This is a genomic window from Streptomyces sp. NPDC054956 (assembly GCF_053609185.1).
Genome location: NZ_JBSGXB010000261.1, coordinates 1 through 11,231, shown reverse-complemented (window position 1 = coordinate 11,231; position 11,231 = coordinate 1). Strand labels below are relative to the sequence as shown.

13 protein-coding genes are annotated in these 11,231 nt (G+C 71.3%); 11 read left to right on the top strand and 2 right to left on the bottom strand.

Annotated elements, in window-relative coordinates; translation table 11 throughout:
- Window positions 1–36: 36 nt before the first annotated feature.
- Window positions 37–210, bottom strand: a complete 174-nt coding sequence (locus ACWGDE_RS30010) for a hypothetical protein (RefSeq protein WP_204357838.1) — start codon at window positions 208–210, stop codon at window positions 37–39.
- A gap of 257 nt (window positions 211–467) precedes the next feature.
- Here ACWGDE_RS30010 and ACWGDE_RS30005 point away from each other — a divergent pair, with 257 nt between their 5' ends.
- The 4 genes from ACWGDE_RS30005 (at window position 468) to ACWGDE_RS29990 (ending at window position 3,983) form a co-directional block, all read left to right on the top strand.
- Entirely contained in the window at window positions 468–1,121 is a 654-nt protein-coding gene (locus tag ACWGDE_RS30005) for a response regulator transcription factor (RefSeq protein ID WP_030008767.1), read from the top strand.
- A 5-nt stretch (window positions 1,122–1,126) separates the two neighbouring features.
- Window positions 1,127–2,371 carry a sensor histidine kinase gene (locus tag ACWGDE_RS30000; protein WP_453392174.1) on the top strand — a complete coding sequence of 415 codons (1,245 nt, stop codon included), beginning with the start codon at window positions 1,127–1,129 and terminating at the stop codon, window positions 2,369–2,371.
- A 384-nt stretch (window positions 2,372–2,755) separates the two neighbouring features.
- Complete coding sequence (locus tag ACWGDE_RS29995; protein ID WP_214953127.1) at window positions 2,756–3,052, top strand: DUF4193 domain-containing protein; 297 nt, start codon at window positions 2,756–2,758, stop codon at window positions 3,050–3,052.
- 13 nt (window positions 3,053–3,065) lie between these two features.
- On the top strand, window positions 3,066–3,983 hold the full coding sequence (locus ACWGDE_RS29990; RefSeq protein ID WP_453392173.1) for a hypothetical protein: 918 nt from the start codon (window positions 3,066–3,068) through the stop codon (window positions 3,981–3,983).
- A 63-nt stretch (window positions 3,984–4,046) separates the two neighbouring features.
- On the opposite strand, the gene ACWGDE_RS29985 is transcribed toward ACWGDE_RS29990, so the two are convergent.
- Window positions 4,047–4,508, bottom strand: a complete 462-nt coding sequence (locus tag ACWGDE_RS29985) for a DUF3093 domain-containing protein (RefSeq protein WP_453392172.1) — start codon at window positions 4,506–4,508, stop codon at window positions 4,047–4,049.
- A 58-nt stretch (window positions 4,509–4,566) separates the two neighbouring features.
- Here ACWGDE_RS29985 and ACWGDE_RS29980 point away from each other — a divergent pair, with 58 nt between their 5' ends.
- The 7 genes from ACWGDE_RS29980 to ACWGDE_RS29950 all read left to right on the top strand — a co-directional run bounded on the left by ACWGDE_RS29980 (window position 4,567) and on the right by ACWGDE_RS29950 (window position 11,177).
- The gene (locus ACWGDE_RS29980; protein WP_453392171.1) at window positions 4,567–5,151 is read left to right on the top strand and encodes a PaaI family thioesterase; all 585 of its coding nucleotides are present in this window, start codon (window positions 4,567–4,569) and stop codon (window positions 5,149–5,151) included.
- Entirely contained in the window at window positions 5,151–5,684 is a 534-nt protein-coding gene (gene dut, locus ACWGDE_RS29975) for a dUTP diphosphatase (protein WP_453392170.1), read from the top strand. Before ACWGDE_RS29980 ends, dut begins: the two co-directional genes overlap by 1 nt.
- A 1-nt stretch (window position 5,685) precedes the next feature.
- The gene (locus tag ACWGDE_RS29970) at window positions 5,686–6,468 is read left to right on the top strand and encodes a DUF3710 domain-containing protein (RefSeq protein WP_453392169.1); all 783 of its coding nucleotides are present in this window, start codon (window positions 5,686–5,688) and stop codon (window positions 6,466–6,468) included.
- Window positions 6,469–6,687: 219 nt separating this feature from the next.
- Complete coding sequence (locus tag ACWGDE_RS29965) at window positions 6,688–9,306, top strand: DUF4118 domain-containing protein (RefSeq protein WP_453392168.1); 2,619 nt, start codon at window positions 6,688–6,690, stop codon at window positions 9,304–9,306.
- Window positions 9,303–9,989: a response regulator gene (locus ACWGDE_RS29960; protein WP_453392167.1), complete on the top strand. Its 687-nt coding sequence runs from the start codon at window positions 9,303–9,305 to the stop codon at window positions 9,987–9,989. The genes ACWGDE_RS29965 and ACWGDE_RS29960 overlap by 4 nt, the downstream gene beginning before the upstream one ends.
- A 25-nt stretch (window positions 9,990–10,014) precedes the next feature.
- Window positions 10,015–10,443: an OB-fold nucleic acid binding domain-containing protein gene (locus ACWGDE_RS29955; protein ID WP_112451269.1), complete on the top strand. Its 429-nt coding sequence runs from the start codon at window positions 10,015–10,017 to the stop codon at window positions 10,441–10,443.
- Window positions 10,444–10,445: 2 nt separating this feature from the next.
- On the top strand, window positions 10,446–11,177 hold the full coding sequence (locus ACWGDE_RS29950; protein ID WP_453392166.1) for a DUF3159 domain-containing protein: 732 nt from the start codon (window positions 10,446–10,448) through the stop codon (window positions 11,175–11,177).
- Window positions 11,178–11,231 lie beyond the last annotated feature (54 nt).

Genomic DNA, 11,231 nt, shown 5'->3' with positions numbered 1-11,231 from the left:
GGGCGGCCGGGGTTCGAGGTCGGTCAGGTGGCGGGATCAGCAGGCGGAGACGGTGACGGGAACGCCGTGATCGGCTGCGATGCGCTGGAGGTCTTCCAGCTCCGCCTGTTCCACTTCCACGAGGAAGTCGTCGCCCGTCTCGCGAGCCTGCCTGAGGTCCGACTGCGTGCTCCTGATGCGCTGCAGGAGACCCGCGGTGAATGCGTCCATGGTGGGTTCGCCCCCTCTTCGTGGGTCGGCGGCCGCACGTGGCAGTGCGCCGTCAGGGAGTGTTCGGGGTGTGAAGTCGTCCTCCCCGCCGCCCTGGACCCAGAAACCTCGTGAGGCGAGGGAATCCTCACTTCCGTCCCCCGAGTAACCCCCGAGAGGCCCCCGCGTGGCGTCTTACAGCCGGTTTACGGCCGAAAGGGGCAGGATGGACGACGCACCACACGCCTGCCCTGAAGGGCACTGAGGAAGGAAACGACGTGCGCGTACTCGTCGTCGAGGACGAGCAGCTGCTCGCCGATGCGGTGGCCACCGGACTGCGCCGGGAGGCCATGGCCGTGGACGTCGTGTACGACGGCGCCGCGGCCCTGGAGCGCGTCGGAGTCAACGACTACGACGTGGTCGTGCTCGACCGGGACCTCCCGCTCGTGCACGGCGACGACGTCTGCCGGAAGATCGTCGAGCTCGGCATGCCCACCCGCGTGCTGATGCTGACGGCGTCCGGGGACGTCAGCGACCGGGTCGAGGGCCTGGAGCTCGGGGCGGACGACTACCTGCCCAAGCCCTTCGCCTTCACCGAGCTGACCGCGCGGGTACGGGCGCTCGGGCGCCGCACCACCGTGGCACTGCCCCCGGTGCTGGAGCGCGCGGGGATCAAGCTGGACCCGAACCGGCGCGAGGTGTTCCGCGAGGGCAAGGAGGTGCAGCTGGCGCCGAAGGAGTTCGCGGTGCTGGAGGTCCTCATGCGCAGCGAGGGCACGGTCGTGTCCGCCGAGCAGCTCCTGGAGAAGGCGTGGGACGAGAACACGGACCCCTTCACCAACGTGGTGCGCGTGACGGTGATGACGCTGCGGCGCAAGCTCGGGGAGCCGCCGGTCATCGTGACCGTCCCCGGTTCCGGCTACCGGATCTGACGCGGGTGGCAGCGACCCCGGCGCCACCACCGGCACCACCGAAACCGACCTGGGACCCCGGCCAGCCCGAGGGTCCTTTCCCTTGGCTGCGGCCGACCATCCGCATACGCCTCACGCTGCTGTACGGCGGGATGTTCCTGATCGCGGGCATCCTGCTGCTGTCGATCATCTACCTGCTGGCGGCGCAGGCGCTGCGCGAGGGCAACGCGCTGCCGTTCAAGATCGTCGGCGGCACCGACATCCAGGTCACCAGCAGCTGCCCCGGCGTGGTCGGCACGGGACAGACCCACGACCAGTTCAACGCCGCGATCAACGCGTGCATCCTCGAACAGCGCAGGCACGCGCTGGACGACCTGCTGAGCCGGTCGCTGATGGCCCTGATGGGCCTCAGCATCATCGCGTTCGCCTTCGGCTACGCGATGGCCGGCCGGGTGCTCTCGCCGCTCGGCAAGATCACCCGGACCGCCCGCCGGGTGGTCGGCTCCGACCTGACCCGGCGGATCGAGCTGGACGGGCCGGACGACGAGCTCAAGGAGCTCGCCGACACCTTCGACGAGATGCTCGACCGGCTGGAGCGGGCCTTCACGGCCCAGCAGCGGTTCGTGGCCAACGCCTCGCACGAGCTGAGGACCCCGCTGGCCATCAACCGGACGCTGCTGGAGGTGCACCTCTCCGACCCCGGGGCTCCGGTGGAGCTGCAGCAGCTCGGCAAGACCCTGCTCGCCACCAACGAGCGCAGCGAACAGCTGGTGGAGGGCCTGCTGCTGCTGGCCCGCAGCGACAACCAGATCATCGAGCGCAAACCCGTGGACCTGGCGGAGGTGGCCTCGCGGGCCATCGACCAGGCGCGCGGGGAGGCCCACGCCAAGGGCATCGAGATCCGCGGCGAGCGCGCGCTGGCCGTGGTCCAGGGCAACGGCGTGCTGCTGGAGCGGATCGCGCTCAACCTGGTGCAGAACGCCGTCCGCTACAACGTTCCGGAAGGCGGCTGGGTGGAGGTCACCACCGAGGCCGTCCACGGCCAGGCGGTCCTGCTGGTGTCGAACACGGGTCCAGTGGTTCCCGCGTACGAGGTGGACAACCTCTTCGAGCCCTTCAGACGGCTGCGTACGGAGCGAACGGGCAGCGACAAGGGTGTCGGGCTCGGCCTCTCCATCGCACGCTCTGTGGCGCGCGCACACGGCGGCAGGATCCAGGCGATCCCGCGCGAGGGCGGTGGCCTCGTGATGCGTGTCACTCTACCCTTGTGACGCCGGTCACCCCGTGTTCGCCGTTGGCTGAATGCTTGGGGCATGAAGGCAGTGACTTCTGTGCGATCGATCACAGTGCCGAGTGTCCGTCCAGATGCGTTCAGTGACCTGGGGGAGGCCGGAAAGCCCGGGAAGTCCGGGTTTCCGGCCCCCCTAACGGCGGGAAATACATGGGGTGGCGTTTGTGCAAGACGGCCCCCGGACCGTGTACGGTCCCGGTCGTCATCCCAGCCAATCGCTCCTTCTGATGTGCGGCTGGGTGTCGATTGAGTAACAGACCTTGATGTGAGGCAAAATCTCCGCCTCAGGTCGGGCACAAGTCCGGCCTCTCGCGCGTTACGTGCGCTGAGACACCCGCTAAATCCCAGAGGGGGAGAGCGAACAATGGCAACGGACTACGACACCCCGCGCAAGACCGACGACGACGTCGACAACGACAGCATCGAAGAGCTGAAGGCTCGTCGTAACGAGAAGTCGTCCTCGAACGTCGACCTGGACGAATTCGACTCGGCGGAAGGCCTTGAGCTTCCCGGCGCCGACCTCTCCAACGAGGAGCTGGCCGTCCGGGTCCTGCCCAAGCAGGCCGACGAGTTCACCTGCATGAGCTGCTTCCTGGTGCACCACCGCAGCCAGCTGGCGCGCGAGAAGAACGGTCAGCCGATCTGTCGCGACTGCGACTGATCAGGCGTCGGCCGTGACTGGCTCGACACCATTCCGGAAGCGCCGCTTCCGGAAACCTGGTGATCCGGCGGAGACGCAGGCGGGAACCAAGGACCTGGAAACGGCCCCTGGAGCCCCCGGCGTACCCGCCGTGCTCCCCGACACCGCCGAGGCGGTGCCGTCGGCCTCCGAGGCCGGCGAGGGGTCCCGGTACAGCGCCGGGGTCCGTCGGCTGCAAGCCGTCAAGAACGGTGTGCGCAAGGGCGGCGAAAGTGCCAGGGCCGCCGCCCTCTACCTCACCGACCGAGTCATCGAGAACGCACCGCGCGTTCCGGTTCGGGACCTCGCGACCCTGCGCGCGCAGTTCCCGGGCCTCGGTCCCGATCAGCTGGCGGACAAGCTGATCGCGGGTGCCGCCAACGCGACCTCGACCATCGGCGCGGGAATCGGCGCGGCGGCCATGCTGCCGGTGCCGCCCGCGATGCCGGCCGAGCTGGCCGCGGAGATCACCGGGGTCGCGGCCATCGAGCTGAAGCTCATCGCCGAACTCCACGAGGTCTACGGCCTGCGGCCGCACGGCAACCTCAAGGAGCGCAGCCTCGCCTACCTCACGTCATGGACGGAGGAGCGCGGGGTCGACCTGACCAAGCCCACCACGCTCAACGCGGCGCTCGGCGGTCAGATGAAGCGCGAACTGCGCCAGCAGATCATGAAGCGGATGTTCCGCAACCTGCCGAACCTGATGCCGTTCATGGTCGGTGCGGCCGTCGGAGCGGTCATGAACCGCAGGGACACCCGCAAACTCGCCGAGAAGGTACGTACGGACCTGCGGAGCAGGGCCGTGCCCTGGAGCGCCCTGCGCCCGCTCCCGCCCCTTGAGCAGCCCGCCCAGCCCCTTCCCGGGGCCACCGCGCCCGCACTCGAGGGCCGCCGACCGGACCCGCGCGCCTGAGGCCCGTCGCCCGGGCCGTCCGCACGGGCCGGGCCGCCGCGTCCGGCCAGGTCGTCCGTCAGGTCAGGCCGCTGCCTGCGCCGCGCGGATGGCCGCCACCAGGGCCTGCGGCTCGCGCGTGGAGACGTAGACGTACGGGGTCGGGTCCGCCGGGTCGGTGACCTCGACGCGGACCGCCGTCGGCACGTAGCTGCGCATCAGCATGAAGGCGCGGGTGTCGGCCTTGTACGTGCGCCAGGCGCGGGCCTCCTCGGCGTCCAGGACCTCCGGCTCGCCCAGCGCCGCCACGGGGATGCGCGCGTCCCCCGCGGCCAGCGCGCCGCCGATCACGCGGACCCGCTGGGACCCGTACGAACTCACCAGCAGCCCCGTCAGCGCGGTGCCGCCGACCAGACCGGCCAGCGGCGGCAGGGTGCCCAGCGGCAGCAGCATCAGCGCGCACGCCAGACCGGTCAGTACGGCGATGCCCCACCAGGAGCGGGGGGCGGTCAGGCGTTCGTCGTGGTGCGCGGGGGAAGGCTGCATGCGGTCAAGCCTGCCACGAGGCGACCCGTGGGTAGCCGCGCGGGTAAGGTCTGCGGCTGTGAGTGGACGAAACACAGCGTTGACGCCCCCGGCCGATGCCGCCCCGCCGGTCCGGCATCCCGACGCCCCGGCACCCGGCGAGCTCCTCGGTGCGCACTACGAGCACTGTTTCGGCTGCGGCGAGGGCCAGCCGCACGGCCTCCATCTGGAGGCCCGCGCGGGCGAGGGCGTGCGCGTCACCGCGGAGTTCACCGTCAAGCCCGCCCACCAGGGCGCCCCGGGCCTGGCCCACGGCGGTGTGCTCGCCACCGCGCTCGACGAGACGCTGGGCTCCCTGAACTGGCTGCTGCGCGTCATCGCCGTCACCGGCCGGCTGGAGACGGACTTCGTCCGGCCCGTGCCCGTGGACACCGTCCTGTACCTGGAGGCCGAGGTCACCGCCGTCGCCGGCCGGAAGATCTACTGCAGCGCCATCGGTCGAATAGGCGGTCCCGAGGGCCCCGTCGCCCTGCGCGCGGACGCCCTCTTCATCGAGGTGAAGGTCGACCACTTCATCGACAACGGACGGCCCGAGGAGATCCAGGCGGCGATGGCCGACCCGGACCAGGTCAGGCGCGCACGCGCCTTCGAGGTGAACCCCTGATGTCTGAGAACAACACCGGCGTGGACGTGGCCATCAGGCGCGTCGACCCGGAGGTCCCGATTCCGGCGTACGGTCACCCCGGCGACGCCGGCTGCGACCTGGTCACCACCGTGGCCGCGGAACTGGAGCCGGGCGAGCGGGCCGTGCTGCCCACCGGGGTGGCCATCGCGCTGCCCGACGGCTACGCGGCCTTCGTGCACCCGCGCTCGGGCCTGGCCGCCCGCTGCGGGCTCGCGCTCGTGAATGCCCCGGGGACGGTGGATGCCGGGTACCGTGGGGAGATCAAGGTGATCGTGGTCAATCTCGACCCGCGCGAGAGCGTCAGGTTCGAGCGTTTCGACCGCATTGCCCAGCTGGTTGTCCAGCGGGTCGAGAAGGTGCGCTTCCACGAGGTGGCGCAGCTCCCCGACTCGGCGCGGGCCGAGGGGGGTTTCGGCTCCACCGGTGGTCATGCGGCCGTGGCCGGATCCGGCGCTGGTCAGCAGGGTGGGAATGGCTACGCTTCGGTCGTATCCGACCGGGAAGGACAGTGACGTGTTCGGACGTCGCAAGAAGAACGACTCCGTCAAGGACGGCGGCGCGGCCGAGCAGGTCGTCGACGGCGTCGGCGCCGATGAGCAGGACGGCGTGGAAGAGACCGACGGGATCCGTCTGCGCAGGGTGAACCTGCCGCCGGCCCCGCGGCCCGACGGCCCCTGGGACGTCTCCGAGGTGCCCGGCAACCCCGAGGACGGCCGGGTCGACCTCGGCGGCATCCTCGTACCGGGCGTCGAGGGCATGGAGCTGCGCGTCGAGGTCGCCGGTGACGCGATCGTCGCCGCGACCGTGGTGCTCGGCGACAGCGCCGTACAGCTGCAGGCCTTCGCCGCGCCCCGCAAGGAAGGCATCTGGGGCGAGGTCCGCGAGGAGATCGCCGAGGGCATCACCAAGCAGGGCGGCATCATCGACGAGGTCGAGGGTCCGCTGGGCTGGGAGCTGCGCGCGCAGGTTCCCGTACCGCTCCCGGACGGGCAGACCGGCGCCCAGCTGGTCCGCTTCGTCGGTGTGGACGGACCGCGCTGGTTCCTGCGCGGTGTCATCTCCGGCCAGGGCGCGGTGCGCCCCGAGTCGGCCGGCGTGCTCGAGCGGATCTTCCTGGACACCGTCGTGGTCCGCGGCGAGGGCCCGATGGCCCCGCGCGACCCGATCGTCCTGAAGCTGCCGAACGACGCGCAGATGGTGCCGGACGGCGTGCAGACCGAGGAGCAGGAAGGCTCCCGCTTCGGCGGCGGCATGGGCCAGCTGGAGCGCGGCCCGGAGATCACCGAGGTCCGCTGATCCCCGCCGCGCCGCACGAGGCGATCGTTTCCGGCCGTGGGCCGTACTCCCTGGGGGGTACGGCCCACGGGCGTACCCGCCGGGGGTCGGCCGTGCCGGGCGCCCGGTGTCACCGGGTGCCGGCCGCGGGTGTCACCGGGTGTCAGGGAACCGTCAGGGAATCGGCCCGTAAGCCACGATCGGCGCGTGAACGGGGGAAATGTCCCCGAGAATGAGCGCATGGGACGCGGCAAGCTACGGATCTATCTCGGCTCGGCGCCGGGCGTGGGCAAGACGTACGCCATGCTCTCGGAGGGCCACCGCCGGGTGGAGCGCGGCGCCGACTGCGTCGTCGGCTTCGTCGAGCACCACGGGCGGCCGCGCACGGAGGTCATGCTGCACGGGCTGGAGCAGATCGAGCGCAAGGAGCTCACCTACCGGGGCGCAGCCTTCACGGAGATGGACGTGGACGCGCTCCTCGCCCGCAGACCGGCCATAGCGCTGGTGGACGAGCTGGCGCACACCAACGTGCCGGGCTCGCGCAACGCCAAGCGCTGGCAGGACGTGGAGGAGCTGCTGCGGGCCGGGATCGACGTGATCTCCACCGTGAACATCCAGCACCTGGAGTCGCTCGGCGACGTGGTGGAGTCGATCACGGGCGTGCGGCAGCGGGAGACCGTACCGGACGAGGTGGTGCGCCGGGCCGACCAGATCGAACTGGTCGACATGTCCCCGCAGGCGCTGCGCCGCCGGATGGCGCACGGGAACATCTACAAGTCCGACAAGGTCGACGCGGCCCTGTCCAACTACTTCCGCCCCGGCAACCTGACCGCCCTGCGCGAGCTCGCGCTGCTCTGGGTCGCGGACCGGGCCGACGAGTACCTCCAGCAGTACCGGGGCGAGCACAACATCCGCTCCACCTGGCAGGCGCGCGAGCGGATCGTCGTGGGGCTCACCGGCGGGCCCGAGGGGCGCACCCTGATCAGGCGTGCCTCCCGGGTCGCGGCGAAGGGGTCCGGCAGCGAGATCCTGGCCGTCTACATCGCCCGCAGCGACGGGCTGACCGCCGCCTCGCCGAAGGAGCTCGCGGTCCAGCGGACGCTGGTCGAGGATCTTGGCGGAACGTTTCACCATGTCATCGGGGACAACGTCCCCGAGGCCCTGCTCGAATTCGCCCGCGGGGTCAACGCCACCCAGATCGTGCTCGGCTCCAGCCGCCACCGCTCCTGGCGGTACGTCTTCGGCCCCGGGGTCGGGGCCACGGTGGCCCGCGACTCGGGGCCCGACCTCGACGTGCACATCGTCACGCACGAGGAGGCCGCCAAGGGCCGCGGCCTGCCCGTGGTCCGCTCGGCGGCCCGGCTCGGACGGACCAGGATCCTGGCCGGCTGGGTGGTCGGCGTGTTCCTGCCGCTGCTGCTCGCGGCGCTGCTCACGCACATCGACACCGACCCCGGTCTCGCCAACGAGATGCTGCTCTTCCTGGCCCTGACCGTGGCCGCCGCGCTGCTCGGCGGGCTCTGGCCGGCGCTGGCCTCCGCCGCCGTCGGCTCCCTGCTGCTGAACTACTACTTCGCCCCGCCCATCCACCGCTTCACCGTCTCGGACCCCAAGAACATCGTCGCCATCGCGGTCTTCTTCGGCGTCGCGGGCTCCGTGGCCTCCGTCGTCGACGCCGCCGCCCGCCGCACCCACCAGGCCGCCCGGCTGCGCGCCGAGTCCGAGATCCTCTCCTTCCTCGCCGGCAGCGTGCTGCGCGGCGAGACCACCTTGAACGCGCTGCTGGAGCGGGTGCGCGAGACCTTCGCCATGGAGTCGGTGGCCCTGCTGGAGCGCGAGAGCGACGTCGAACCCTGGCAGCCGGCCGGCAGCGTCGGCCCGAACCCGGTCGCCCGCCCCGAGGACGCCGACGTGGACATGCCGATCGGCGACCACATGGCGCTGGCCCTGTCCGGGCGGGTGCTGCCCGCCGAGGACCGGCGCGTGCTCGGCGCCTTCGCCGCCCAGGCCGCCGTGGTGCTCGACCGGCAGCGGCTGGTCGGGGAGGCCGAGGAGGCCCGGCGGATGGCGGAGGGCAACCGGATCCGGACCGCGCTGCTGGCCGCCGTCAGCCATGACCTGCGTACGCCGCTGGCCTCCATCAAGGCCTCGGTCAGCTCCCTGCGCTCCGACGACGTGGAATGGTCCGAGGAGGACCGCGCCGAGCTCCTGGAGGGCATCGAGGACGGCGCGGACCGGCTCGACCACCTGGTGGGCAACCTGCTGGACATGTCGAGGCTCCAGACCGGCACCGTCACCCCGCTGATCCGCGAGATCGACCTCGACGAGGTGGTCCCGATGGCGCTGGGCGGCGTACCGGAGGACAGCGTCCTGCTGGACGTCCCGGAGACGCTGCCCATGGTGGCCGTGGACCCGGGGCTGCTGGAGCGGACCGTGGCCAACGTGGTCGAGAACGCCGTCAAGTACAGCCCGGCGGGGGAGCAGGTGCTGGTGGCGGCCAGCTTCCTCGGCGACCGGGTCGAGGTACGGGTCGTGGACCGCGGGCCGGGCGTGCCCGACGAGGCCAAGGAGCGGATCTTCGCCCCCTTCCAGCGGCACGGAGACGCCCCGCGCGGGGCCGGCGTGGGCCTCGGCCTCGCCGTCGCGCGCGGGTTCGCCGAGGCCATGGACGGCACCCTGGCGGCCGAGGACACCCCCGGCGGCGGGCTGACCATGGTGCTCACCCTCCGGGCGGTCACGGGCGGGCGGCCGCAGGTGCGCGTGAGCGTGGACGGCGAGGGGCGCAGCGCGCCCGGCGGGCCGGAGCACCCCGTAGATTTCGATCTTGATCCGATACGACAGAAGGCAGGCCCTCAATGACCCGGGTGCTCGTGGTGGACGACGAACCCCAGATCGTCCGAGCCCTCGTGATCAATCTGAAGGCGCGCAAGTACGAGGTCGACGCGGCCGCCGACGGGGCGAGCGCCCTGGAGCTCGCGGCCGCCCGCCACCCCGACGTGGTCGTCCTCGACCTGGGCCTGCCCGACATGGACGGCGTGGAAGTGATCAAGGGACTGCGCGGCTGGACCCGCGTCCCGATCCTGGTCCTCTCCGCCCGGCACAGCTCCGACGAGAAGGTCGAGGCCCTGGACGCCGGGGCCGACGACTACGTCACCAAGCCCTTCGGCATGGACGAGCTGCTGGCCAGACTGCGCGCCGCCGTCCGGCGGGCGGAGCCGGGCGCCGGGTCCGGCGAGGACGAGGTGATCGTCGAGACCGAGGGCTTCACGGTGGACCTCGCGGCGAAGAAGGCGGTGCGCGCGGGCCGCGACGTACGCCTCACGCCCACCGAGTGGCACCTGCTGGAGGTGCTGGTCCGCAACGGCGGAAAGCTGGTCAGCCAGAAGCAGCTGCTCCAGGAGGTCTGGGGGCCCTCGTACGGGACCGAGACCAACTACCTACGGGTCTACATGGCGCAACTGCGCCGCAAGCTGGAGGCCGACCCCTCGCACCCGAGGCACTTCATCACGGAACCGGGCATGGGATACCGCTTCGAGAGGTAGTGGGCGCGCCGGTACGCTTCCTGTTATGAGTGCTGAACCGCGTCCCGAGAAGCCCGCGAAGCCGGCGAAGCCCGCCAGGCCGGCGGGCCGGTTCCGCCGGATGATAGAGCGGCTGTCCACCTCGCAGGAGGAGCTGCATTCCGCGGAGCTGCAGGAGGACGCAGAAGCCGCGGGGTGCACGCGGATCTGCGACTGCCACGACCGTCAGATAGTCAAGGTGACCGGCACCCTGCGGACCGTCACCCTGCGGCCCCGGGCCGGCGTCCCCGCGCTGGAGGCCGAGCTGTTCGACGGCTCCGCCGCGCTGGACGTCGTATGGCTCGGACGTCGCTCGATCGTGGGAATCGAACCCGGCCGTCGCATGATCGCCTCCGGGCGGATCTCGATGAGCCACGGCCGTCGGGTGCTCTTCAACCCGAAGTACGAACTCCGACCGCTCGGACAGGAGCACTGACGGTGACGTCACTCGACAAACCCACCACGCCCGACGCGGATCCGTCCGCGGATCAGAAGGCCGTGACGCAGGCGGCGCTCTTCGACGCCTTCGGCGGCATCCGGGGCACCGTGGAGACGATGCTGCCCGGCCTGCTCTTCGTCATGATCTACACGATCAACAAGGACGTGAAGTGGTCCGCCATCGCGGCGGGCGCGGTCGCGGTCCTGCTGGTGATCGTGCGGCTGCTGCGCAAGGACACGGTCAAGCACGCCTTCAGCGGGGTCTTCGGCGTGGGCGTGGGCGTGGCCTTCGCCCTGTTCACGGGCAGCGCGAAGGGCTTCTACCTGCCCGGCATGATCTACGGGGCCGGTCTGGGCGTGGCCTTCACGCTCTCCGCGCTGGTGGGCTTCCCGCTGCTGGGCGTGATCCTCGGGCCGGTGTTCAAGGAGAACCTGTCCTGGCGCACGCGCAACCCGGGGCGCAAGAAGGCCTACACCAAGGCCAGCCTGGCCTGGGGCCTCATCTTCCTCGCGAAGTACGCGATCCTCTTCCCGCTGTACTGGTGGGGCGACGCGACGCAGCTGGGCTGGGTGCTGATCGCGCTGAAGCTGCCGCCGATGGTGCTCGCGGTGTACTTCACGTGGGTCTTCCTGGCGAAGGCGCCGCCGCCGATCGATGTGATCGCGGAGTGGGAGGCCGAGGAGGCGGCGGAGAAGGCCGCGAAGGCCGCCGCGAAGGGGCACGGGGTCTGACCCGTCCGTGTTCCCCGGGCTGCGCCCGGACCCGGAGCCGGCAGGGGCCGCAGC

Bases quoted from the DNA above. Each gene is read 5' to 3' on its own strand.
- ACWGDE_RS30010 (WP_204357838.1), bottom strand. From the start codon at position 210: ATGGACGCATTCACCGCGGGTCTCCTGCAGCGCATCAGGAGCACGCAG.
- ACWGDE_RS29995 (WP_214953127.1), top strand. From the start codon at position 2,756: ATGGCAACGGACTACGACACCCCGCGCAAGACCGACGACGACGTCGAC.
- ACWGDE_RS29985 (WP_453392172.1), bottom strand. From the start codon at position 4,508: ATGCAGCCTTCCCCCGCGCACCACGACGAACGCCTGACCGCCCCCCGC.
- dut (WP_453392170.1), top strand. From the start codon at position 5,151: ATGTCTGAGAACAACACCGGCGTGGACGTGGCCATCAGGCGCGTCGAC.
- ACWGDE_RS29965 (WP_453392168.1), top strand. From the start codon at position 6,688: ATGGGACGCGGCAAGCTACGGATCTATCTCGGCTCGGCGCCGGGCGTG.
- ACWGDE_RS29960 (WP_453392167.1), top strand. From the start codon at position 9,303: ATGACCCGGGTGCTCGTGGTGGACGACGAACCCCAGATCGTCCGAGCC.
- ACWGDE_RS29955 (WP_112451269.1), top strand. From the start codon at position 10,015: ATGAGTGCTGAACCGCGTCCCGAGAAGCCCGCGAAGCCGGCGAAGCCC.